At 39.1% G+C, this 25,840-nt stretch carries 19 protein-coding genes; 15 read left to right on the top strand and 4 right to left on the bottom strand.

Annotated elements, in window-relative coordinates:
- Nucleotides 1–7: 7 nt before the first annotated feature.
- Genes hsdR through MMY79_RS14855 form a run of 5 tightly spaced genes read left to right on the top strand, consistent with a single transcriptional unit; the run spans nucleotide 8 to nucleotide 9,249 of the window.
- Nucleotides 8–3,523, top strand: a complete 3,516-nt coding sequence (gene hsdR, locus MMY79_RS14875) for a type I restriction-modification system endonuclease (protein WP_252609836.1) — start codon at nucleotides 8–10, stop codon at nucleotides 3,521–3,523.
- A 20-nt stretch (nucleotides 3,524–3,543) separates the two neighbouring features.
- Nucleotides 3,544–5,109, top strand: coding sequence for an N-6 DNA methylase (locus tag MMY79_RS14870; RefSeq protein ID WP_252609834.1), 1,566 nt, complete (start codon nucleotides 3,544–3,546; stop codon nucleotides 5,107–5,109).
- Complete coding sequence (locus tag MMY79_RS14865; RefSeq protein ID WP_252609832.1) at nucleotides 5,109–6,428, top strand: restriction endonuclease subunit S; 1,320 nt, start codon at nucleotides 5,109–5,111, stop codon at nucleotides 6,426–6,428. Before MMY79_RS14870 ends, MMY79_RS14865 begins: the two co-directional genes overlap by 1 nt.
- Nucleotides 6,428–8,125, top strand: a complete 1,698-nt coding sequence (locus MMY79_RS14860; RefSeq protein WP_252609830.1) for an AAA family ATPase — start codon at nucleotides 6,428–6,430, stop codon at nucleotides 8,123–8,125. Before MMY79_RS14865 ends, MMY79_RS14860 begins: the two co-directional genes overlap by 1 nt.
- Nucleotides 8,125–9,249, top strand: a complete 1,125-nt coding sequence (locus MMY79_RS14855; RefSeq protein WP_252609828.1) for a hypothetical protein — start codon at nucleotides 8,125–8,127, stop codon at nucleotides 9,247–9,249. Before MMY79_RS14860 ends, MMY79_RS14855 begins: the two co-directional genes overlap by 1 nt.
- A 242-nt stretch (nucleotides 9,250–9,491) precedes the next feature.
- Here MMY79_RS14855 and MMY79_RS14850 read toward each other — a convergent pair whose 3' ends face one another.
- Nucleotides 9,492–9,776: a hypothetical protein gene (locus MMY79_RS14850; RefSeq protein ID WP_252609826.1), complete on the bottom strand. Its 285-nt coding sequence runs from the start codon at nucleotides 9,774–9,776 to the stop codon at nucleotides 9,492–9,494.
- 898 nt (nucleotides 9,777–10,674) lie between these two features.
- Here MMY79_RS14850 and MMY79_RS14845 point away from each other — a divergent pair.
- From MMY79_RS14845 to MMY79_RS14810, 8 genes are all read left to right on the top strand, one after another.
- On the top strand, nucleotides 10,675–11,196 hold the full coding sequence (locus tag MMY79_RS14845; protein ID WP_080645750.1) for a sigma-70 family RNA polymerase sigma factor: 522 nt from the start codon (nucleotides 10,675–10,677) through the stop codon (nucleotides 11,194–11,196).
- The gene (locus MMY79_RS14840) at nucleotides 11,197–12,213 is read left to right on the top strand and encodes a FecR domain-containing protein (RefSeq protein WP_252609824.1); all 1,017 of its coding nucleotides are present in this window, start codon (nucleotides 11,197–11,199) and stop codon (nucleotides 12,211–12,213) included.
- A 139-nt stretch (nucleotides 12,214–12,352) separates the two neighbouring features.
- Complete coding sequence (locus MMY79_RS14835) at nucleotides 12,353–15,526, top strand: TonB-dependent receptor (RefSeq protein WP_289781505.1); 3,174 nt, start codon at nucleotides 12,353–12,355, stop codon at nucleotides 15,524–15,526.
- A gap of 191 nt (nucleotides 15,527–15,717) precedes the next feature.
- On the top strand, nucleotides 15,718–16,509 hold the full coding sequence (locus MMY79_RS14830) for a Slam-dependent surface lipoprotein (RefSeq protein ID WP_252609822.1): 792 nt from the start codon (nucleotides 15,718–15,720) through the stop codon (nucleotides 16,507–16,509).
- Nucleotides 16,510–16,612: 103 nt separating this feature from the next.
- Nucleotides 16,613–18,079, top strand: a complete 1,467-nt coding sequence (locus MMY79_RS14825; RefSeq protein WP_252613535.1) for a porin family protein — start codon at nucleotides 16,613–16,615, stop codon at nucleotides 18,077–18,079.
- A gap of 10 nt (nucleotides 18,080–18,089) precedes the next feature.
- On the top strand, nucleotides 18,090–19,010 hold the full coding sequence (locus MMY79_RS14820) for an energy transducer TonB (protein WP_252609820.1): 921 nt from the start codon (nucleotides 18,090–18,092) through the stop codon (nucleotides 19,008–19,010).
- Nucleotides 19,011–19,042: 32 nt separating this feature from the next.
- Entirely contained in the window at nucleotides 19,043–19,642 is a 600-nt protein-coding gene (locus tag MMY79_RS14815; protein ID WP_080645590.1) for a biliverdin-producing heme oxygenase, read from the top strand.
- Between the two features lie 28 nt (nucleotides 19,643–19,670).
- Complete coding sequence (locus MMY79_RS14810; RefSeq protein ID WP_252609818.1) at nucleotides 19,671–20,111, top strand: YbaN family protein; 441 nt, start codon at nucleotides 19,671–19,673, stop codon at nucleotides 20,109–20,111.
- Between the two features lie 5 nt (nucleotides 20,112–20,116).
- On the opposite strand, the gene MMY79_RS14805 is transcribed toward MMY79_RS14810, so the two are convergent.
- Nucleotides 20,117–20,392, bottom strand: a complete 276-nt coding sequence (locus MMY79_RS14805; RefSeq protein WP_151766819.1) for a hypothetical protein — start codon at nucleotides 20,390–20,392, stop codon at nucleotides 20,117–20,119.
- A gap of 320 nt (nucleotides 20,393–20,712) precedes the next feature.
- Between MMY79_RS14805 and MMY79_RS14800 the strand changes: the two genes are divergently transcribed.
- Both MMY79_RS14800 and MMY79_RS14795 read left to right on the top strand, forming a co-directional pair.
- On the top strand, nucleotides 20,713–21,420 hold the full coding sequence (locus MMY79_RS14800; RefSeq protein WP_151766820.1) for a YoaK family protein: 708 nt from the start codon (nucleotides 20,713–20,715) through the stop codon (nucleotides 21,418–21,420).
- Between the two features lie 150 nt (nucleotides 21,421–21,570).
- Complete coding sequence (locus tag MMY79_RS14795) at nucleotides 21,571–23,484, top strand: alpha/beta fold hydrolase (protein ID WP_252609816.1); 1,914 nt, start codon at nucleotides 21,571–21,573, stop codon at nucleotides 23,482–23,484.
- A 55-nt stretch (nucleotides 23,485–23,539) separates the two neighbouring features.
- Here MMY79_RS14795 and MMY79_RS14790 read toward each other — a convergent pair whose 3' ends face one another.
- Complete coding sequence (locus MMY79_RS14790) at nucleotides 23,540–24,874, bottom strand: basic amino acid/polyamine antiporter (protein ID WP_252609810.1); 1,335 nt, start codon at nucleotides 24,872–24,874, stop codon at nucleotides 23,540–23,542.
- Nucleotides 24,875–24,886: 12 nt separating this feature from the next.
- A complete protein-coding gene (locus MMY79_RS14785; RefSeq protein ID WP_252609808.1) occupies nucleotides 24,887–25,759 on the bottom strand; it encodes a homocysteine S-methyltransferase family protein in 873 nt (290 codons plus the stop codon).
- Nucleotides 25,760–25,840 lie beyond the last annotated feature (81 nt).

Genomic DNA, 25,840 nt, shown 5'->3' with positions numbered 1-25,840 from the left:
ACTTAGCGTGGCACTTGAATCGACAAATTTTAGTTTTTTAGCTGAATATGACCCATTATTCGTAGAATTGGGCGAGGCTGCTGAAAGAGTTTTTTATAGTGATCCTAATACCACTTTAATTAAGTTGCGCCAATTAGGTGAAGCTATCGCTCAACATATGGCGGTAACACTTGGTATTGATTTTAATGAACAAACCACACAAGCTGACTTAATATATAAATTAAGTAATGAATTAAAATTAGATAAAGTTGTACGTGATTTATTCCATACTTTAAGAATTGAAGGAAATAAGGCTACTCATCAGTTTAAAACAAAACACAAAGAAGCTATTAGTGGCTTAATTGTAGCCCGTAATTTAGCAATTTGGTTCCATCGTTCTTTTGGCAAAGCTGGGCCAGACTTTAAGCCTGAGCCTTTTGTGCCTCCTGTTGACCCTAGTCAACAATTGCGAGATTTACAGGCTGAAATATCGGAATTGCGAAATGAACTGCAAAAAGCCAATGTTCAGCTAGATTCTAGCCAGCAGTTAAATGATTTAATTGCTAAGGAAAAATCAGAGTATGAAGCATTAGCTTTAGCAATGGATAAAGCTGCTCAGAAATTTGCTGCTCAAGCTAAAGCACATGAAGATGCGCTTGCAAAGCAACAACAAGAATATGAAGAGAAAGTTAAGGAGTTACAGCAAAAACTTTCAAATCAGAACGAAAAAGAAGTTTCTGTTAAACGTCAACAAATTGGTCGTAATGCACGGGCTGCGAGTCAATCTATTGTATTAGACGAAAAGCTAACTCGTATTTTAATTGATCAGCAATTACAAGAGGCGGGTTGGGAAGCAGATACACAAGAACTAGATTATCGTAAAGGTGCTCGTCCTGAAAAAGGGCGGAATATGGCAATTGCTGAATGGCCGATGAAGGGAAATTTTAAAGGTCAACGTGCTGATTATGTGCTGTTTGTAGGATTAACGCCAATTGCTGTAGTTGAGGCAAAAAAAGAAAATCTGAATGTGGCTGGCGCTATCACTCAAGCTGAACGGTACAGTCGTGGAATAACTATTGAAGATCCACTACAAGGAGCTTGGTTGCTTGAAGGATTATCACAACCTTGGTCTGACGGTGTTGATAGCTTCTATCGTATTCCATTTGCATATTCTTGTAATGGTCGCGAGTATTTCAAACAATCGGCAGAACAGTCTGGAACTTGGTTTAGAGATGTACGCAGTGTGAGTAACACTAGACGTCCATTACAATCCTTCCATAGTCCAGAAGGTTTATTAGATATCCTTAAACGAAGTAAAGAAGAGGCACAGCAAAAATTAAAAGATGAGCCATTTGGATATCTAAAAGTTCGTGATTATCAACAAAAAGCAATTATTGCAGTTGAAAATGCTTTGTCTCAAGGTGTTCGTTCTGCGCTGTTAGCAATGGCAACAGGAACTGGTAAAACAAGAACAATTATTGGTTTAATGTACCGCTTTTTAAAAACAGAAAGATTTAAACGTATCTTATTTTTAGTAGATCGAAGAGCTTTAGGGGAACAGGCTACAGATTCATTTAATGAAGTTATTTTAGAGCAGAATCTCCCATTAACTAGAATATATAACATTGCAGATCTTGGCGATATGACTGCTGAAGCAGAGACACGTGTGCAAGTGGCAACAGTACAGGCAATGGTAAAGCGCATATTTATGAGTGATAACCCACCTTCAGTTGACCAATTCGATTGTATTATTGTGGACGAAGCCCATCGGGGTTATACACTTGATCAGGAAATGACAGAAGGGGAAATAGCAACTCGTGATGTAGGGCAATATCTATCTAGTTATCGGAGAGTATTAGACTATTTTGACGCAGTCAAAGTAGGTTTAACAGCAACTCCTGCAAAGCATACAAGTGACATATTTGGTAAACCCGTCTATACCTATTCTTACCGAGAAGCAGTCGCAGATGATTGGCTTATAGATCATGAGCCACCGATTCGTTATGAAACTTTACTTTCTCAAAATGGGATTAAATTTTCCAAAGGGGAAAAGGTTAATGCGATCAATACACAAACAGGCTCAATCGAAAGTGCTGAACTAGATGATGAGCTTAATTTCGAAGTTGATGCTTTTAACCGTCAAGTAATTACTAAAGATTTTAATAGAGTGATCTGTGAACAATTAGCTCAAGAAATTGATCCATTTGGTGATGAGAAGACCATGATCTTCTGTGCGACCGATGCTCATGCTGATATGGTAGTGCGTCTGTTGGGAGATGCTTTTAAAGATATTTATAATGGTGGGTATAATCAGGCCGCGGTCGCCAAGATTACAGGTAAAAGTGACAAGGTTGATCAACTAATTCGTCAATACAAAAATGAGAGATACCCGAGTATTGCGGTTACTGTTGACTTACTTACTACAGGGATTGATGTTCCTAAGATTTGTAATCTTGTGTTCATGCGCCGAGTGAAGTCTCGTATTTTATATGAACAAATGATTGGCCGTGCGACCCGTCGTTGTGATGAGATTGGCAAAACTGTTTTTCGTATCTATGACCCTGTGGATATTTATGCTGCTTTGCAAGATGTAAATACCATGAAGCCGTTAGTAAAAGACCCGAATGTAACTCTAGAACAACTCGTTGAAGAGTTAACAGATCCTGAAATGTTGGACAGAGCATTAAACTGCCCTGGTGAGCAATTAGGGGAAACACATGCGCATGTTGTCCTTAGTCAGCTAAGCCAAAAATTAATGAGAGTTTTGCGTAAAGCTGAGAAAAAAGCAGAAAATAAGCCGTTATTAAAGCAAAAGTTAAATGAATTGCACGAACAGTGGGGTGTTGAGCCTAAGGCACTTCATAAGCATTTACATGATCTAGGTCCTAAAAAGGCAGCTGAATTTATGATAAAGCACTCAGGCTTAGTCAATCAGTTAGCTAAAGTTGATGAACTTCTTGGCTCTGACAGGAAGCCTATTATTTCAGAGCATCAGGATGAGTTGGTCAATCGAGAACAGACTTATGGTGCAAATCAAAAACCTGAAGATTACCTAGATCAATTTAATCACTTTATTAAAGAACAGTTGAACCAGTCTGTTGCTTTAGGTGTAGTGGTAAATAGACCTAAAGATTTAACTCGAGAACAGTTAAAAGAAGTTAAGTTATTGTTGGACGGCAACGGATATAATGAGGCCAAGTTGCAAAGTGCTGTGCGTAACCAAACTAATCAGGACATTGCAGCGAGTATTGTTGGTCATATTAGACGAGCTGCTATTGGAGAAGCATTGATACCATTTGATGAGCGTGTGTCGAAAGCAATGCAGTCAATCTATACAAAACATACTTGGACACCAGCTCAGCGTAGATGGTTGGATCGTTTAGCAAAACAGTTGGTTCATGAAGTGATTATTGATCATGAATTTGTGAATAATCGCTTTGCTGATACTGGTGGAGCTAAGCAATTAGACAAGGTATTAGGTAATCAGCTCGATACTGTTTTAGATCAATTGAGCGAAGCCATATGGTTTTCGCAAAGTGCGTAATTTTTTAATTTGGATTGACCATGACAAATAATGATATTGTTCAAAAACTCTGGAATCTGTGTGATGTATTGCGCGATGATGGCATTAATTACTCAGATTATGTGACTGAACTGGTTTTATTATTATTTATTAAAATGGTTCATGAAAATACTGAAGCTGGCACGTTAAAGAGTCATCCTTTACCTGAAGGATGTCGTTGGGAAGATTTAAAAGGAAAATCTGGTCTAAATCTACTTAATGATTACAAGCGCATTTTATTGAGCCTATCAACTGGTAAAGACCATAATGGAAAACAAATTCATGAAGACCCTCTAATTTCTGCTATCTATGCAGATGCGCAGACACGTTTGCGAGAGCCACGCCATTTAGAACAAATGATTAAGACACTAGATCAGATTGATTGGTTTAGTGCCACGAAAGATGGTCTAGGTGATTTATACGAAGGTTTATTAGAAAAGAATGCATCTGAAACAAAATCTGGTGCAGGTCAATACTTTACCCCGCGGCCATTAATCAACAGTATGGTGCGTTGTTTAAAACCACAAGCTGGGGAAACGATTCAAGATCCTGCTGCGGGTACTGCTGGATTTTTAATTGCCGCTGATCAATATATTAAAGAACAAACAGATGATCTATATGATCTAACAACACAGCAACAAACATTTCAAAAGAATCAAGCGTTTATTGGTGTTGAGCTTGTTCCAAGTACGCGTCGCTTAGCACTCATGAACTGTCTATTGCACGGGATGGAAGGTGATAATGAAGGTGTAATTCATCTGGGTAATTCATTAGGTCAAGTTGGAGAAAATTTAAAACCTGTAGATGTGATTTTGGCAAATCCACCATTTGGTACATCTAAAGGTGGTGAGGCAAGTATTACTCGTGGCGATTTAACCTACCCAACCAGTAATAAGCAATTAGCATTCTTACAACATATTTATCGTGGTTTGAAGCCGGGTGGACGTGCAGCGGTTGTATTGCCTGATAATGTTTTGTTTGAGTCTGGTGCTGGTACAGAAATTCGTCGGGATTTAATGAATAAATGTAATCTACATACGATCTTACGCTTACCAACAGGAATTTTTTACGCACAAGGTGTAAAAACGAATGTACTGTTTTTCACTAAAGGTAGTGTTGAAGACAAATACCAAGAAGAGAATTGTACTAAGCAAGTTTGGGTCTATGATTTGCGTACAAACATGCCAAGTTTTGGTAAACGTACACCATTTACAGAGCAACATTTAAAGCCATTTGAGGATGTTTATGGTGACGATCCTAAAGGTACTAGCTCACGACAAGAAGGTGAGTATAGTTTTGATGCTTTATCGGTAGAGTTGGCGAATGATGATGCAAACCGAAATGTAGATAAAGAGCTAGCCCATAGTCGTTGGCGCTGTTTTAGCCGTGAGTGGATTGCTGAGAACAAGGGTGATTCATTAGATATTAGCTGGCTTAAAGATAAAGACAGTGTAGATGCTGCGAATTTGCCTGAACCTGAGTTTTTGGTACGTGAGGCTAAAGCAGAGCTTTTAAGTGCTCTAACTGAACTAGATACATTGCTATCTACTTTAGAAGGAGCTAATTAATGTCTGCAAACAGTTTAGTTAGTGGCTGGCAGAATGTTAAATTAGGCGACATTATTGAGCTTAAATATGGGAAGTCATTACCCGCCAAAGATCGTGATAATATGGGGTTCCCTGTATATGGATCTAATGGAGTGGTAGGTGAACATTCACAACCATTAGTAAAAACTCAAGGATTAATCATTGGACGAAAAGGTTCTTATGGCGAAGTTACGTTGTCAGAACAACCATTTTTCCCAATTGATACCACATATTATGTAGATGAGCTTTATGGGCAACCAATTAGTTACTGGTACTACTTATTAAAATTTCTCCCTCTTACGCAGCTCAATCGTTCAACCGCAATTCCTGGCTTAAATAGGGAAGATGCATATTTTTTAGAAATTCAATTACCTTCTTTAGCTGAACAAAAAATCATTGCAGATAAGCTTGATACTTTACTGGCTCAAGTAGAAAGTATTAAAGCTCGTTTAGAACGTATCACTGAGATTCTTAAACAATTCCGCCAGTCTGTGCTTTCGGCTGCCGTGAGTGGAAAGTTGACTGAGGCGTGGCGTGTTGCTAAAGGCATTACAATTGAAACTTGGAAATATGAAGCTGCAAAAAATGTATGCGAAAAGGTTCAAAGTGGATCGACGCCTAGAGAAAACCCCTTTGATCAAGATGGAACAGTTCCTTTCTTAAAGGTGTATAACATCGTAGATCAAAAGATTAATTTCGATTATAAACCTCAATTTATAACATCTGAAACGCATAGTAAGGGATCATCTGCTAGGTCTGTAGCATTTCCGAATGATGTCCTGATGAATATTGTAGGGCCACCTCTTGGGAAGGTTGCTATTCTGACAAATCAATTTCCTGAATGGAATTTGAATCAAGCAATTACCTTATTTCGTGTAAAAAAAGAGCTGTTAGACCATAAATATTTGTATTATGTATTATGCGAAGGTGCTCTTGTACGCGATGTTATGCCAGAAACTAAAGGTAGTGTTGGGCAGGTAAATATTTCTTTGTCCCAATGTAGAGAAGCTATTTTACCGGTACCTTCAATTGAAGAGCAGAGAGAAGTGGTACTGTGTATTGATAAACTATTTAATAATGCTGATGTGATTGATAGATATGTTCATTCAGCCTTAAACAGAGTAAATAATCTTACTCAATCTATTCTTGCTAAAGCATTTCGTGGTGAGCTTACTGCTGGATGGCGTGAGGCTAATACCGAGTTAATCAGTGTTGAAAACAGTGCAGAAGCATTGTTAGAGAGGATTAAAGCAGAACGATCGGCTAAACCTGCTACAAAGCGTGGTCGAGATAAAATATAATGCGTTTACTTTCTTTAGAGCTAATTGGGCAATATAAGGGCCTAAAAGATCAGTATTTCGATTTTCGAAATACTGAAGGAAATATACTTGCTTTAATTGGTCTTAATGGCTCAGGCAAGTCACAATTGCTTGAATTATTGGCAGAAACATTTGCTTATTTAGAGAGATGGCAGCGTGAGGATTTTAAGAGACGAAACTGGTTTAATTTTGAAGTAAAGCTTGTTTATTCTATATCAGAAATAGATGGTGAATTGGAGTGTCACGAGTACACTGTCTGGATTGATATCCATGGTAATGTTAGATGGAATACAAATGCTTTTAAGGAACTTAATGAATTACCTCTTCCGAGTCATATTATAGGATATTCATCTGGACTTAATGAAAATCTTCAACGTGCATTTATGAAAAATGCAGTCCAGTATATGGATGTAATGAATACAAAACGAAGATTTGAAGAAAAAATTACAGATATACAGCTATATAGATCTGTTTTTGAAAGTGATCATCCAGACGGATTTTTTGATAAAAAAATTGAAGATATATATACATATTATAAAGTTAGATATTCAGGAGTTTTTCCAGAAATCGATGATATAAAAGTTTCTGATAGTATGAGCTTAGGGTTAAGAGCTACGCCAGTTCCAATGATGAAATATTTAGATCATGATAGTACATGTTTATTGTTAGCAAGTTTGGGTATTTTAACTATAAAAGAACAGGCAAAAATTTTTAATAAGAAGCAACGGTTCAAAAATATTTCTTCTGTCCAGTTTGAATATGATCTTCGGAAATTTAAATATGATCCAGGTGCTTTATTAGATATTCAAAAATTAATTCAGTGTATTGGTGGTGTAGATAGCGCTTTTTTTATTTCTCTATCAGATCGCACATCTGATGATTTTTATAATCAATTTGAGCTCGATTATCTTCGTGGAGAAATTTATTTAAATTTTCATGATCCAATTTTACAACGTAAATTAAAGGAGATTTTTTTTGAACCGAAAATTTTCTTTGAAAAATTGTATCGTCTTCAATTATTGGGGGCAGAATTTTGGCCAAGTGAAATGAAGAAAGAGCTACGTTCAGATAAATTTGATAAGAGCATAAAAAAACCACAAAAGTGGACTGCTCCAATCAAAATAAACTCTTTGCAATTAACTGATGAAAGAGGGCAGATCATTGCTTTTGAAGACCTGTCTGATGGTGAAGCTCAACTGATTCAAATATTAGCGATGAGTGCTATATTTAAAGAAAGTCGTGTTTTATTCCTACTAGATGAACCCGAAACGCATCTTAACCCAGCTTGGCGTACTTACTTTCATAGCTATTTAGAAGAGATTATTAATACACCTAAGAATGATCCTAATCCTTGGTTGCAATATTTTATTTCAACTCATTCACCTTTTATGATTTCCTCACTAAAAAAGGAAAATGTTCTGTTCTTTAAGCGAAATCATAATGGTTTAATTGATCTAGAGCTAGTTGCTGAAGAAACTTATGGCGCTTCTTTTGATGTTATTATTAAAAGTTTTTTTGAGCTTAAAACATTAATTTCACAGACTGTCGTTGATGATATTAATCAAAGATTGAATCTGAGCAGAAACTTAGAAGGGAAAAACTCCTTAATGGATTGGATTAATAAAGAGCTTGGCGATTCAATGGAAAAGGCATATTTGTTGAAGAAGCTTGAAAACTAATGTTATTTCCTATTCATCCTAATACTCCTCAATGTAAAGTATTTGATATTCTGAATAGAGAGCTTTTACATTTTCTTGATAAAAGTATTCATGCTCGTAATTTTACACATCATTTATTTACTAGTTTTGATCTAGAGTCAAATGTAAAAAAAAGTGCGTGTTGGACAAATAAATTAACAAGGAATAAATTTAAAGAAATTTGGGATGTTTTACCAAAAGATATTGCTGATCGCCAAGCAATCTATAACCAAATTTTAAATGCACAAGATATTTATAGTTTCTTTAATAATGTAACTCTTGAGCTTCCATTATTTTCAAATGATGTACATAAGGCTTTAAAAAGCTTAACGACCTTTCTCTATAATGAGACAAAAGATTTGGCCGATATTAAAAAGCAGGCTGGTGAATCAATTGAGGAGCATTATCAAAATTTTATAAGATTTAATAGCGAACTATGCTGGATCTGCGGAACAACACTACTTTCGCAAAATAGAACTGGTGTTAGAGCAATAAATCAATGGCGTGCAGATTATGACCATATTTTATGTAAAGATAAATATCCTGCTTTTACAGTTCATCCTGGGAATTTTATTCCAACATGCCATATTTGTAATAGTAAGGCAAAAGGTGCTAAAGATTTATTAGTTTGCCCAACAACTAAATTAAGAAGAAAAGCTTTTTATCCTTTAACACCATTACGTAATGCATGTTGTAGTTTTGTGAAAACCAAAATGTTATTAGGTGAAGATCTGAATAGTCCTGTAGTAGAAATAAAGTTAGCATTTTCAAAATTGACACCTAATATTGAAGATAAAATCCAAATTTGGGATAGTGTTTATCAGATATCAGGAAGAGTTAACCACTATTTAACTACACGTTTTTATGAGCAAATAGATTCACAATTAAGACCTAATGACTTTAATGATTTCTTAGCGCAACTGAAAAGGCATTCAAGTTTACCTTCGGATTGTAGAAATGCTGAGTGGAGCTTTTGGTGGTTTCGCTTATATGAATTTTTGAATACTCAAAATACAGATTTCCTTGAGAAAATATGGATATCTCTGGAATGGCAGATAAAACGAAATCAGGCCGAAGATGTTTTGTCATCGGTATTTGAAATCTAGGCTTTGACCTTTTAATCATTTTATTTATATAATATTTTTATGTCTTTTTTAGAATTTAAGAATATGATTTAAATCTAGTTGATTAAACAATAATCAATGATTATGCCTAATAAAAAGTATTGTGTATGTTAATCTCCACCCATATTCCTAGGCCCCCGTGCCACAACAGAACTTTAATTTTTTGCGCTGATTTAAAGTCATTCACCATTGCAACACAGAGATAAGGGAGCTAAGCCAAACGCTTAGCCCATGTCGTCTTTATCGCATCGTCGCATCACGCTAAAAAAAGTAGGGGCAAAGTCCTGTGGGAGAGCAGGACTTTGCAAACTGACATGTTCTAGACGTTGCATGAGCTGAGGCGAATACGCTTCTTCAAGCCGTTGGTAAATACAGTCACAACTGGTTTGGGTGTGCCCACCAGACAGGCAAATTTCTTCAAAATCCTGCTGAGTGTGAATGTTGCAACCAGAAACACCGTAATCGCCTATTAAAAAGCTTAAAGCCAAAATAGGTTTATAAAGTTTCATATTATTCTCGTGATAATTTTCACTATGTTATTAATAAAAAATAAGCCGCATATATTTAAAGTATTAAAATCATTTTAAAAAGGAATAGTTAACCCGCCTGAAATACAGGAAAATAAAATGATTGAAATTTTAAAATAAAATTATTTATAAATTTAAAATATTTTAGGTGAGAGAAAGCCTAAATTTTAAATAAATAAAATTTTATAGGGGAAAGGGAATATGTTTATATATTGGCATGGTCAACTCCTTAAAATTTATGGAGCTCTACCACCAAAGATCACCGTCAATTGATTATGGTGGTAGAACGAAAAGGGGTTGACAGACCGGACATACAGAACCAGCACACCCAAAGGTGTCCCCCTTCCGCCCTACCGCAACATGAGGGGGACGGTGGTTTTCACACAAATTTCTCCCTCAGAAGGATAAATCTGATGTGCTGTATGTAAAACGGTCTGTCAAAACCGACTGGCAATGTGTGCCAGCGAGACCATAATAATCATAAGTTTTTAACAGGTCAATTCAATTTAAATAAAATATTATAAAAATTTTAAATATGGATTTATATTTTAATTAAACTCAAAAGTTAATCTATTTAAGTGGGTAAATTAATAAAGATAATAAAGTTAAACTAAACGCTTAGCTTACTCTAAAATATAAAATGGTAATTAATAAATACATGCTACGGTTTTTAATCTTTATATATCGTTTTATTTTTTTTTATTAAAGACTCTACAAATTAGAAATCTTGCCGATTTGCTTTAAGAGAAGTGCAGCAATACGAGCGGGCAATTAATTCAATTTATTAAACAGTGATTTAAGTTTTACTTGAATTATTGCTTGACTTGTTTAAATGATAATTATTATCATTTGTGGGTTCCTTGTTTTGAGTCCAATTGCTGTGAACAAAACTTCTTTGCTTGTAGATCAGTTGTATAGAAGTCACCAAAGCTGGCTTCACCAATGGTTGAGACAAAAATTAGGTAATACTGATCAGGCCGCAGATCTGGTTCAGGACACATTTATTAAACTGCTACAAACGCGTGACGAGCTATTCGGCATTAAGGAACCGCGTGCCTATTTAACCTCAATTGCTAAAAACCTGCTGATAGACCAAGTGCGCCGTAAACGCATTGAACAGGCCTATTTAGATGGCTTGAGTCAAATGGAATATATGCTTGATGCGGTGGCTTCACCCGAAGAGCAAATGCAAATTATTCAAGCGATTAACCAGCTTTGCAAATCACTCGAAGGGGTTTCTGAAAAAGCACAGCAAGCTTTTATTTTGCATTACCTCGAAGGCTATACCCATAAAGAAATTGCCGAGCGTTTAAGTGTGTCGACTAAAATGATTCAAAAATATTTGGCGAGCTGTTTAATTCAGTGCTACCAAAACAGACAAGACATGGATGCCTGTATTTAAATGGCCATGGACAAAAGCAAACATCACCAACTGGTTGAAGAAGCCGCGCATTGGATTGTTCAACTGAGTTCGGATGATGAAAGCTCACGAAAAACCGCCAATCAAAAATTTGAAGAGTGGAAAAAAACCAGTGAGCAACACCGCCAAGTGGCTGCCGATATTGAACAGTGTATAGGTTCAATTCAAAAACTTTCTCAAACCAGCGGACATAAAAAAGTCACCAAGGTTGCCCTTAAGGCTGGTCTAAACTCAGGCAAAGCCTATAAACATTTACGTGCAGGAACAGCTTTTGCGGTTGTCTTTGTTGCCATGAGTGGGGCGTTATTTTATTTAACTGACACCACCGTGGCCTATGTTACGGCCGACATACACGGGCAATCGGGGCAGTGGACTACGCAAACCTTACCAGACGGCTCACGTTTAATTTTACGTGGCAAAAGCGCAGTCAATCTTGATTTTAAAACCAACCAGCGAGTGGTTGAGTTGGTGCAAGGTCAAATTTATGTCGATGTTGCTAAAGATAAGACCAGACCTTTTTTGGTCAAAACCAGTCATGGGCAAATTCAGGCACTCGGCACAGCTTTTAGCGTCAGTTATGACCCTTCGGCAACCGAACTCAAAATGTTGCACTCAAAGGTAAAAGTAGAAGCTACACAGGTTAAAACGCTCCAATTACATGCGACTCGTCAGGCGATTGTTGAAGCAGGGCAAGCCATTAAAATGGACAAAAATGGCGTACAAAAACTGCCTGCACTGAATGTTTATAACGAACAGCAAAAATGGCAAAAGCATCAGCTTATGGTAGAAAATCTGCCGCTGAATCAAGTACTACAAGAGCTAGACCGCAACTACAAAGGCAAAATTATTTTTAATGATGCGGCGTTGCAACATGTGCGGGTCAATGCTGTGTTGCCTTTAGACCAAACTACAGAATCGCTTAAGCTTTTGGCTACGGTTTTTCCTGACCTGAAAATTAAGCAAATCACACCGTTTGTGGTCATGGTTTCTTTAAAATAATAAAAAATTAAATTTATTTTCGATTTTAGGTTCCACTTTTTTGAAAGTCGTTCGTCATAGTAAGTAGAAGCAATAAATATGGATCATTTTAATTAGTTGTATTAAATGATTCTTATTACGATTTACTGGGGCGGGGCAAATGAAAAAAGTGGGAACGGGGCAAAAGCGGAATCGATCGATTTTTCGATTTTCAACACTGGCGTTTGCGATACATGCTGTGTCGATGGGTGGACTTGTTACGCTGCCTATGCAGCAGGCCTATGCACAAACAGCCGGAGTTAAAAGCTATAACATTCCTGCTGGTCGCCTTGCTAACGTACTGAATCAGTTTGCCGAACAATCGGGTACTTCAATTGCAATGGATGCTCAGCAACTCCAAGGGTTGCATAGCCTAGGCTTAAAAGGCAATTTTGCTGTCGAGCAAGGTTTTGAGCAGCTTTTAAAATCAACCGAATTTAATGCTGTAAAGGTTGGGCAGGGCTACACACTCAGCAAAAAATCTACGCCTCGGGTAAGTTCATCTAAGGTTCAGGCCGCTAGCCTGCCGCCAAGTAGTGCCGTAATTGAAGAAGATGCATCGGTACGACTTACGCCAATTGTGGTGTACGGCAAAGAAGACCGTGACACAGAAGGCTATAACAAAGTTTATGACGCAAACCGTTCTTCGGTCTATGCGGGCAAAGACTATGTCGAACGCTTTAAAGGAACTAACCCTGCCGATGTTTTACAAGGCATGGTGGGAGTCTATAGCGGCGATGCCCGTAATAGTGGCGCGCTCGACCCAAGTGTACGTGGTGTGCAGGGTGTTGGCCGTGTGCCTTTAACCATTGATGGCACCGAACAGTCGATTGCCGTGTGGCGTGGTTACAACGGGGTAAACAACCGAAACTATATCGACCCCAATCTGATTGCGGGCATTGAAGTCATTAAAGGCCCATCTTTAGAGCGCAATACCACGACTTCTGTGGGCGGCGGTGTAGTCGTTAAAACGCTAGAGGCCGATGATATTGTTCGTCCGGGTAAGTCTTTTGGTGCCGAGTTAAAAGTAGAAGGTTCAACCAACTCAATTGATCCGTCTTTGCCAGACATGAGTAGAGTGGGTCAAAACTACGATGACACAACGCCTTGGATCGACATGAATGGGGCTAAATATGACCCCGATATCTATAAAAAGAACCGTACCAGAAGTGATAACTCTAATTTCTCGGGCGATGACTTAGCGGGCCGACTGGCAATTGCCACCAAGCAAGATAAATTCGATTTACTGGCAGTTTATGCAGTACGTGAGCGCGGCAATTATTTTTCGGGCACACATGGCGCGGGCTACTATAAACGAGCGACACCAGACAGCAGCCTCGATTTTATTCCTTACTTTGCCTATGCCTATCAACCGGGCGATGAAGTTCCCAACACTTCAAGTCATATGGAGTCGTGGTTATTAAAAGGGACCTATCGTCCAACCGATAACCAGACTCTTAAACTGACTTACCGAGATACCAAAAATATTTTTGGTGAAATTATGCCATCTCGTATTGTTTGGGGCATTACGCCTGACTTAGGGGTTCCGCAGTGGCCTTTAAGCAATATTCACTCTAAAGCCTATAGCCTCGAATATAAGTTTAAGCCTGAGAATAATCGCTGGGTTGATTTCTATGCCAACATTTGGCAAACCGACACCGAAAGCCAGACATACACACGTGGTGGATGGCCAACCACAATCGATTTTCGAGATAACACCATTATTAACACGGCGATAAGCCATTCTGACAATACGCGTAAAGGCATTACGGTCAGTAATAAAACCCGTTTGTTAGACCAGCTTGATTTGACGCTCGGTGGAAGTTTCTTAAAAGAAAAACTAACGTCCGATGATATATATGGCGAATTTGGCCCAAGTTATTCGCTCTATCAGGCACTGCCACGAGCAGGGCGCCGTGAGGAAAAAACGTTCGACTTTAACTTTAATTATAGACCGTTGTCTTGGTTAAGTTTTGATGCGGGCATGCGTTATCGTTCGTATTGGGCTGTTGATGACTTTTTAAATAAGTCTTTGCAGAGCGAGATTGACCCGAGTTTAAATCCGCTGTTTACCAAAAAAAGTAGACTTAAAGAATATACCTTTGAATATCAGACCATGCCTGAGAGTTACACCTCGACTCAGCAGCGTTTAATCAATATTTTAAAACAGCGCTATGCCACAAAAAATCCTGATTGGGATGGGCAGCTCGACACTGTGCCTGCGTCAGAGAGCAATTTGTATAGCATGATCTGGTCACAGAAAAATACGCTGAGCTGGAAAGCAGATGCGAATGGGCAATTGTCGCTTGCCGATAATCCTTTAAACCAGCTCAATGCCTCTGGACAAAAGTACGTCGTAACTGGCGGGAACTTTATGTCAGTGGTAGACCAAGTTCCGGTTGAGTCTGCCGATAAAGTTAAAGATAGCGGCTGGGCACCGCAATTAGGCGCCTCAATTCACCTTACGCCAAATAGCAGAATCTATGCACGCTATGCAGAGGAATATCGTTTACCAAGTTTGTTTGAAAGCACTGTCGGTTTTTCTGCCATGTTGCCATATCAAGCAATCAAACCTGAACACGCTTTTAACTATGAAGTGGGCTATGTCTATGACATGCGCGATTGGTTCAGCACAGCGCGCAATGCTGACATTAAGCTCGCCTATTACTACAACAAAACCAAAAATGTGATTGAGCGTGATCAAAACCTTATTTTTACCAATATGGATGAGCAAAAGCTATCAGGTTTAGAGTTACAAAGCCGTTTTGATAATGGTGGTTTCTTCACAGACTTGAGCGTGGCCTATAACTTAAAAAATGAAGTGTGTGACACCAATAGTGCCATTAACAAAATGATTTTAGGCGGCACGGTTCAAACCGAGCAGGGCCTTGAGTTCCGTGAACCGTATCAGCGTTGTGTCGATGATGGTTTCCCAAATGGCTACTTGGTAACCATGGCCACACCTGAACTGAGTTTTCACGGTTTGCTTGGAGCACGCTTTTTTGATGAAAAGTTAGAGCTCGGTGCACGTGCAACATTCTATAAAGCTTATGAAAGCCCGTTACGCAAAAACAATGATGCTAGCGTCAATAAAGGCTATTACCTCAATGTGCCTTTGGCTTGGGATGACACGTGGATTTTTGATGCCTATGCGCGTTATCAGGTCGATAACTACAACACGGTTGAATTTGTCGGCAGTAATCTTTCTAACCAATTTTATATCGATCCTTTAACCCGTAGTGCCATGGCCGCACCTGGCCGAACGATGAAAATTAGTTGGACCACCAAATTTTAAACAGAATTTGATTCCCTCTACACATACATAAAAGGGGAGTCAGGTAACGGTAAATAATAAGATTGAATGATTATTATTTACAAAAAACTGAGTAGGTTTGCAGCTGGGCCTACTCAATAAACTAAAAATAGCGAAATCGTTATTTTAAATTAAACAATAACTTAGTTTTAAAAAAGATGGAGTAACAACAAATGAAAATCTCTCAATTGTTCTTGGGTCTTGTTGCTTGTTCAACTGCATTTGCTTATGCAGGTATTGATGGTATTTCGAGTAATGAAAGTAACATCAAAATTGGTGCTGCTGCCAATACAAGCCATCCGGGTGGTGTGTCAGCGGTATCGGTTCAAGCTGCGGGTGCGCCATATAACGCTTTTACAGGTTTTAGTTCGTTAAAAGGTTTGGCTCAGGCTTTTGCTGCTCAGGGAACGAGTAACACCAATGTAACGGTTGGCAGCAAAACCTTTAATATTTCGCATATTCCAGTGTCTGCAATGCCACCTTCACACAGTGCATTAGGTAATTTTAACTTTGGTCAGGTGGGCACACAGGAAGTCTATTTTGGTGAATGGTGGAAAGCGGGCGACACACCGGCAAGCGCGAGCCATACCGTTTACTACGCGGGTGATAACACCAATACCACTGTCCCAACTTCGGGTACTGCAACTTATACCGTTGCAGGGATTAACGGTTCTGGAAGTAATCTGTTAAGTGGTACGTTCACGGCAAATTATGGCGCGGGCACACTTGAAGGAACGCTTACAGGAACAGGTACAGCTGTTTCATCATTAAGCCTAGATGGTGTGGCATTTAACCCGGGTACTGCTGCGTTTGCAGGTTTGGCAACGGCTAACGGTACGGCTGGTGTCGACAACTCTGGTGTGGTTCAAGGTCAATTCTTTGGTGCAAATGCGTCGGCTTTAGCGGGTATTGCCCAGTTTGATAACGTGTCTTACAACACTGCTTTTGGCGGTGCTAAAAATTAATGAATGCAAAAGGAATCTACACACGTAGATTCCTTTTGTTTTTTGGGCTTTTGCTTGGTTGCTTCAGGTTTATTGTTTTATGAAACGAACGCTTTTGTGCTGTCTGACATTGTTGAGTTGTCCATTTTTATATGCCGACGAAGACACACAGCTTCGCCTTAATCAAAGCTTGGACCAAACACTTTTACAAGAACAGCGACAGTTTCATGAGCAGGGAACCATTCGTAGTACCGAGCAATTACCAAAACTTCAAATTAATGGACAAGAATACAGTGTTGAACAAAACCAGAATGATCTTGCCAAGGCATTATATTTGGCAGTCATGCAAAAACAGTGGCTCAAAGCCACGGTTTATTTAGAACATTATAAGAAATATGTTGGCTACGATCGGGCTTTAACCGACTTTGCCGAAGGGGCAGTTGCACGTTCTCAGGGTCAACTGAAATTGGCTGAACAAAAATTTCAAAGCAGCCTAAAACAACAACCTCATAATTTAATTTGTGAACTTGAGTTAGCGCGCGTGCTGTTTGAACAACAGAAAAATAAGGAAGCAGCACGCCTTTTTATTTCCATTCAAGACAAACTGAAACAAAGTGACCCTGCGGTAATCCCGTCTGGTGTTTTAACCACAGTGAATACCTTTGTTCAAGCACTAAAAAAACGAGACTCTTGGCAAGGCTCTGTTTCAGCGGGTTATACCTATGTCAGTAATTTAAATAGTTCGTCTGAACAGAGCAAAACATGGATGAGTTATCAGACAGATAAGGACGGTAAGATTATTGGGTCTCAGAAAGTTACTCGTGATAGTCCTAAACCTGTGTCAGCAACGGGCTTAGATTACGAAGCCAGTCTTATCAAACGCTATGCGATTGAAGGGCATAATGGCGTGGCTTTACGTGCGCTGGCGTTTGGACAGTCCTATAACGACCACGCGGCATTTAATGAATCTACCATTAACATTAATGCAGGCTATAGCTACTTTGACTTAAAAAATCAAATTGGGGTGAGTCCACTTTTTGAACATAAACGTTATGGCAACGATGGCCTTTATAATGCGTGGGGGGCGCGTGCCGAGTGGATGCATTTTATCTCGTCAGATAAAGCCTTTAAGCTTGAAGCTGAAAGAAAAGATTTTAATTATCAGAAATATAAAAGCTTTGATGGTATAGAAAATTCAGCTTTTGCCACTTTCTGGAAGATTTTTCCAGACCAGTGGACTGTTTTTGGTGGTCTAGATGTAGTTGACCATTCTGCACAAGAAAAATATGTAGCTGCCTACGAACAGCAAGGCGTACGATTAGGCTTAAGCAAATCTTGGAGCACAGGATTTAACACCACTTTGTTAAGTTCTTACCGTTGGCGTCAGTTTGACAAATACGCTGTAAGTTACTTAGCTCGTCGTCATGATTTTGAACAGAACTATACCTTTGTTGTGCAAATGCCGCGCTTTGAGTTTTATGGCATGACGCCTAATTTAACCTATCGCTATAACCAAAATAAAAGCAATGTCGATTGGCTGTATTCCTACGATAAACACAACATTAGTCTCAAGCTTGAGCATCGTTTTTAGGGAATAAGTCATGAAATCAAAATCTTTATTCCCTACACATAAGCCGATGGTTATGTTGCCTTTACCACAGGGGCCGAAGCATTTTTATAAGTGCTTAACCGTAGTTGTGGTGATTGGTCTGCATGTGTTTGTTGTCTGGATGCTGAGTCATTTAATTGAACCTTATACTTTTCAAGCATCGCCAAAAGTAGATGCATTAAAAGTAAGTTTTGTGTCATTGGCACCTGCTAAAAAGCCATCGGCTGAAAAGACCGAAAGCCAACCTAAAAAAAGTGTAACGCCTAAATCTACATTAAACAGTTCGGTATCTTCAGTACCTGAAGAATCAAAAAACTCGCCTACAAATGTTCAAACATTAGCGTCAAAAACTGCCTCTAAAGAGGTCGTGCAAAATAATTTAAATGACAAACAGCAAGTACCATCAAAAACGACTTTAAACAATTCAACTTCGCTCCAACCATTGCAGCGTACAGAAAGGCTAGCGGTTCATAATGATAAAAAACTGAGTTCGACAGACTTTGAACAAACGCAAACTGAGCATTTGCCACAAAACACCAATACCGAAACAAAAAGTGGCGGCGTCAAAACACCTGCAACGCAGCAAGAGTATTCCAAAGCACCGAGCACTCAAGTTGAACACGATGACGTTGTTCAGGTGAGTAGTGTGGATGTGCTGAGTTTTGGCGGGCTTGACTATGATGACCGCGAGTTAAAACAACAAAATCGTTTGGTTGAGCTTCGGATTCGCATTAACGAAAAAGGGCAGCCGATCGACATCCAATTACGTCAAAGTTCGGGCATTCAAAGCCTTGATGAACGGGTCATGCAAGCTACACGTAAATCCAGATTTAAACCCCACAAAATTAACGGTCGAGCCGTGACTATTGTTGTGGATTTCCCAGTCCAACTCAAACTCAATCGGGGCCGTTAACCGATGAGCGATATCCATTTTGCAGGAGAAAGATGATGAACTCATCTACAGACCAAATCATTAGCAACAGCTTGTCTTTACGTTTGAAACAAGAAACCGCTGCTGAACATGAACGTATGCATCAATTAATGTCACAGGCAAAGGTATTTTCAAGTAAAGAAAAATACGCGCAATTTACGTTGTCTCAATATTACTTTCAGCGTGAAATTGAACATCTTTTTGAAAAAGAGGGTGTTGCAGGACTGATTCCAGACCTTGATATTCGTGGCCGCTCAAAACAAGCACTTGCCGATTTAAATGATTTGGGTATTCAACCCAACGAACAGCAATTACACAGTGAAAACGTACAGCTACCCGAAGCTTTAGGTTGGATTTATGTGTCTGAAGGTTCAACTTTAGGGGCTGCATTTTTATTTAAAGAAGCTCAAAAACATTTGGGTTTTTCTGAAACGTTTGCTGCGCGTAATTTAGCTGCTTATCCCGAAGGGCGCGCTAAAGTTTGGAAACGTTTTGTTCAAGCACTTGATGAAACAGGCTTTGACCAAACCCAACAAGACCGAGTCGTTCAGGGAGCGTTAGATGCCTTTGGATATTTTGGTCAGGCGCTTGATCAGCTTGATGAATTGAAATAATAAATAGTGGATAAAGGGAATACCCGATATGGACAAACTCAATCAAGTAAATGCAATCGTAAAACATGAGCAGTCGTTAGCACCTGCTCAATCAGTCAGTAAGCTTGCCCGTTCTGTTTGGGCGCGTTGGGTGTTTATTGGTTTGGCTTGGTTGTGTATTGCACTTGGCATATTGGGTATTTTTATTCCGGGTTTACCCACCGTTGATTTTATAATTTTGGCTGTTTTCTTTGCGGCTCGTGGCTCTGAAAAACTTCATCAATGGTTTCGAAATCATCGTTATATCGGTCCACTCATTCGTGAGTGGCAAGAAAATCGGCGTATTCCTAAAAAGGCAAAATACATCTCGACGTTGAGCATGAGTCTGGCTGCGGGACTGATGATTTGGACCATTCCACATCCGTGGTTTGTCTATCCGACAATTTTATGTATGGCTGGGGTGTTAGCGTGGATGTGGCTTAAAAAATAGAAAAATTATGATCTGCACTGTTGCATGGTACGCATCATGGTTTTCACAAAATCACGTGGTACTTCGGGGCTTTGAAGGCTTAAACTTCCAAGTTTATGCATGAGCTTAGGGGAGTATTGACGTTCTAAACGATGATAAATACACAGACAGGTTGAACGGCTATGTCCAGCTGCGATGCATTTTGAGTAAAAATCACGGTGTGCATTACTTTTATAGCCAGCAGAGGCAATCGATACAAATAATAATCCCCCTAAAAAAACTAAATAATGATAAAGCGACATATATCTACTCGTGATTGTTGTTTTGCATTATCCATATCTGGCATAACTTTTTCAGGTTCAAAACCAGTTGAGATCAACTCGTGGCTTCATCATAGTTAGAACAGTTTTAGAGGTCAAATTGATTTGAAGCTGAGAACCGTTTATTGTTTTAAAAACAGTCAATTTTTATTGTTGCCATTTTAAAGACAGTGTTACGCCATTATGCACTCTATTTTTTTACATCGTTTTTTGCTTTCATAAACACTTTAGTATTATTCATTTTTAAATCATTTATATACAACTTACTTGTTTTAAAACTCTAATTTAACAGGATATTTTATATGGCAGATACCCCAATTCAAAAAGAAACAGAAAGTACCTGGGCGATATGTCGAGATCCTGTTTTACTGACCATGGTGGGTGGGGCAATTGATACCATTGGTTTTATTGCGCTGTTTGGTTTTTTTACCGCTCATGTTACGGGAAACTTAGTGTTGGCAGGTGCTGCATGGGTTAAAGGCGGGGCTGGTATATGGATTAAGCTCGCTGCTATTCCGCTATTTATTTTGACAGTGGTGATCACCAAACTGTTAATTGACCGTAGTCAGGTCAAGCACAAAACACTGTCTTATTTATTTTTATTTGAAGCAATTTTCCTGTGTGCCTTTATGGTGGCAGGGCTTTACTTCGAGCCATTTAAAAATCCGGATGCGCTAACAGTTGCAGTAACAGGCGGGTTGGGTTTAATTGCTTTAGCTATTCGTAATACTTCCAGCAAAACGCTAATTAAAAATATTAGCCCAAGTACCATGATGACAGGTAACACCACGCAGCTTGGTATTGATATTGCCAACTTGCTTAAAAACAATAATGCAGCCAATCGGGCAAGTTTTCTGAAAAGCGCGAGTATTGTGATTGGGTTTGTAATTGGTGCTTTCTTGGGAGCGATTCTCTATGTCTATTTTGACTTCTGGAGTGTAGCGCCGTTTATCTTACCAATTTTCTATTTCTCATATTTAGCTTCACAGCAGAAGTTTAACCAAGCTTGATTAGAAAAAATAATAAAAAAAGCCTGAATTAAAATGAGTTCAGGCTTTTTTTCGCAATAAAGGAAACCGAAAGCTGAGGCGAAATTGTTCCTTCACTGCTTTACAGGCATAATGACCAGATGGGGAATACATTCGATTAAGGAATGCACAATGACAAAGTCTTACCATTATTCAATCATAACAATAATGGCTTTGCTCAGTGGCTGTCAGGTCATTAATTTAAAAGAAAGTAATTTAAGCAATGCTTTAAAAAGTAAGAATGAAAGTATTCTGACCGACGGCACCTTAAGCCATCAAACCCAAAACTTACTGTATTTGGTCAAAAAAAATGAAAAATCTTGTCTGCAAAATTTTGATGATTGTTTAAATAAAATTCAGAGCTTGTCTGAAAATAGCAGCCGAGAAGAACGCTATGCTGCGCTCAGTGAAATCTATTTAGCCAAGGCTTTAGATGTTGGGCGTAGCAGCCAGTGTAATGTCATTCATAAAAGTAACAGTTGCCTTGAGCAAGAGTTGGCGTTGTTTGATAAAAGCTTACGCTATAGTTATGTCTATTTATTTGACTCTGAAGAGTCGCCATTCGATCGGGTATTTGACCATCGGCAAAATCAGGTGCGTATTTTTTATAACGTTGCCTTATCGAAGTTAATGACCACGTATTTTAATCATTTAAATACGCATCGTTTTCCACCGCTGCTTAAAGCAGATGGGCATGAGTACCACGTCAATTTTGACCATGCCGTAGATGTACAAAAAATTGAAGTCGATACTTTTCGCTCAAGCTATAACATGAACTTTTCTGGCTTTAATACCGTTAACCGTAAGGATGGTTTAGGGGCAGAATTTATTGTCGGGCGTAAAGAAAATGATGTAAATCACGGCTTCATTTTAGACCCCGATGCTTTTTATGCTCATCAGAATAATCCCAACATCCATTTACCACGCTTCTTTCCAGTCACTGCCATTGCTTACCCAAAACAAAAAGCCACAGCAGATCAGGTCATTGCTGGAGCAGATTTAGAAATTGCGATGTTCGATCCATATCGACAAGACCGTGTAAAGGTTGAAGGTGTGGACTATCCGCTTACTGCAAACTATTCGGCACCTTATGGACTTTGGCTGTCGAAATATAATTTAGGTGCAGCAGGCTATTGGTCTTTAATTAATAAAGAAACCAATTTGATCATGCCGCATTTATATATGCTGGAACCCTTTAACCCTAATAAGAAAATCATTGTATTTGTTCATGGCTTGGCAAGTAGTCCAGAGGCGTGGGTAAGTTTGACCAACGATATTATGGGTGATGCCGAATTAAGAAATAATTATCAAGTTTGGCAAGTGTTTTATTCAACCAATATGCCGATTTTTGAAAGCCGTTTTCAGATTTATTCATTGTTGAATCAAGCTTTTCAAAATGTTGCTAAAGATAGCTACGCTGCACACGATGCAGTGCTGGTCGGGCATAGTATGGGCGGAGTGATTAGCCGCCTCTTGGTAAGTGATGCCGATGTTTCAGATTTAGCCATGCAAAAAATGAATGAAGCGCAGTTAAATCGTTTAAAAGAAAATCCAGTGATTCAAGAGCGCTTTCAGTTCAAAGCTTTGCCTTATTTTAAGCGGGTTATTTTTGTTTCGGCACCGCATCATGGCACAGACTACGCTGACCGATGGTTTACCCAAATTGCGCGCCGTGTTATTCGTTTGCCAGCCGATTTCTTTATTGCGGTCGAAATGAGAGATGAGAAAAACACAAAGCTCAGAAAAGGTTTAATTGAAAACGGGGCGAGTAATTTAAGCCGTTCTTCTAGTTTTATGCAGCTTACGCAAGCCATTCAGCCTTCGTCCAATGTGGTCTATCATTCGATTATGGGCAATATTGATGGGACGACTGATAAGTTAAAAAGCAGCGATGGAATTGTACCTTATCAAAGTTCACATTTAGGTGGTGAACAGTCGGAACTGATGATTAAGGGCGGGCATTCAATTCAAACTACCCCAGAAGCGATTTTAGAATTACGCCGTATTTTACGGTTGCATTTAAAGCAGTCACAGCCTTCAAAATAGAAAATTTTATTTTCAGAAAACCACTGCTGAAATGACTCAACAGTGGTTGAAATGATTAATTAAGCTGATTTTGTTTGAGCGATTTTTTATGCTCAAAATAGCTGATTGAAAAAATAATCAAGCCGACCAAATACAACACTACAGACAGAAGTAATAAATCTAATCCCGCGGCATAGAGCAACCAAAGTGCATAAATGGAAGCAACACTTGCAATGGCAATATGCGGCGTGCGTTTATGGCGAATGGATTCCTTAAGATAAAAAGCCGACACCAGAAAATAAGGCAGCAAAATCATGACCGATGAAATTAATAAAAGTTGGGTGTAGTTTTTATTGAAAAAATACACCGCAATCAAAGCACCTTGTACCACAATGGTGGTTAGCCAAAGTGATGAAATGGGTACATTGTTTTGATTATTCTTTAAAAATAATTTCGGAAATGCACCATTTTTTGCAGCCAAATATGGAATTTCAGTGGCGAATAATGTCCAGCTTAAATAAGACGAAGAAACTGAAATAATAAGCCCGATAGTAATAACGATTGTGCCCGGTAAACCGATCAGTTGCTGCAAGATGGTTGCCATTGATGGGTTGTGCATGCCAGCAAGGGCCTCACGACTCACCACACCATAAGCCAATACTGTGACCATGACGTAAAAACTTAACGCCAGTAACACACCTAAAATGGTCGCTTTACCAATGTCATAACGGTTTTTTGCACGTGATGATAAAACCACAGCACCTTCAATACCGGTAAATACCCAAAGTGTAATTAGCATCAGGTCTTTTACTTGCTGCCAAAGTGGCACTTTTAAAGAAAAGTCATTTAAGTTGAGTCTGAACAAATCAAACTTAAAAGCAATGAAAGTAAAGAAGATAAAAACCACCATTGGAATGATTTTGGCAATAGTCGCCAGTAAATTCACAACAGCTGCTTCTTTAATGCCTCGACTCACTAACCAGTGCACCAGCCATACAAAAATGCTTGAGCCAATGAGAGAGTAGAGGGTATTACCTTCACCAAAAATAATATGGTCTTTGCTATCGGTAAACATGCCGACACCTGAAAAGGCAATTACGACATAACCGACAATACCAATGGTGGTACATAACCAATAGCCCCAAGCCGAGCAAAACCCGATCAGGTCGCCAAAGCCTTCCCGTGCATAGTTATAAATACCACCGTCTAAATCTGGGCGTTGACGTGTTAAATGTAATAGCGTGAGCGCCAAGAAAATAATGCCGACCCCAGTAATGAGCCATGCAACAAGAAGGGCAGAGCCGTTAGCGACTTGAGCCATATTTTGGGGAAGGCTAAATACGCCTGACCCCACCATAGAACTAAAGACCAGCGCTGTAAGAGACAATAGTCCAATTTTGGCAGCAGACATGGTATTTATTCTTTAAAAAAATTGAGAAAGTTCAGCAATGTGTTCTGGGCCAATGCCACAGCAGCCGCCGACTAGACTTGCACCTGCTTGTTGCCACTGTTTAGCAAAACCAAGATAAGCTGGAGCATCTAAGTCTTTACGAATTTCATCCAGACCATCGTTGGCAGTAGCACTTTCATCTTGCGGTGGGAAAGCATTGGCATAGGCGCCAATTTGTACAGACTCTGGAATGAGTCCTTTAATTTCATTAATTGCTTGCAAGATCACTTCAGGTTGGCAGCAGTTAAACAACACTGCTTTGGCATTTGATTGTTTGATGAAATTAGCCACTTGTTGCATATTTTCGCCTGAGCGAAGTAGCGCTTGTTCATGTTTGATTTCGTCTTGCAGCGTGAATGACACCCAATAGTCTTTACCATCTTTTGGTAATAGCGCATGAACTGTTTCGACTTCTTTTAAGCACGATTGAGTTTCAGCGAGCCAGAAATCAACCTCTGGTGCCAATGTATTAATGATTGGCTCAGCAAGGTTTTTAGCCTGTTCAGGTTGGAATAAGTCTGCACGGTAAGAACCAAATAATGGTGGTAAGCACCCTGCGATTTTGACATTTTTGCCACTTTCTTTAACTGCATTTTTTGCTTGTTCGATGGCAACTTGAATTAAACGCACGCCGTCAGTTTCAAAGCGTTCTTGTCCAATATGAAAAGGCACAACAGCGTAGTTGTTCGTCGTAATAACTTCTGAACCAGCGTTAATAAAATCGAGATGTACTTCTTTTACTGTTTCTGGTGCTTCAATCAGTGCGAGAGCAGACCACTCTGGTTGACGAAACGGAGCGCCACGACGGGCCAATTCACGGCCTAAACCACCATCTAAAATCTTCATAAATTACAACATAAAGGGAGAAAAAATATTTGTGTAATCTAGCGTGTAGATGAGTCGTGTTCAATCGCGAATATGCTCGAT

Origin of the sequence: Acinetobacter sp. XS-4 (genome assembly GCF_023920705.1) — a bacterium.
Classification (GTDB): Bacteria; Pseudomonadota; Gammaproteobacteria; order Pseudomonadales; family Moraxellaceae; genus Acinetobacter.
Note: the sequence above shows the minus strand (reverse complement) of the source record. Positions and strands in the feature narration are given on the sequence as shown.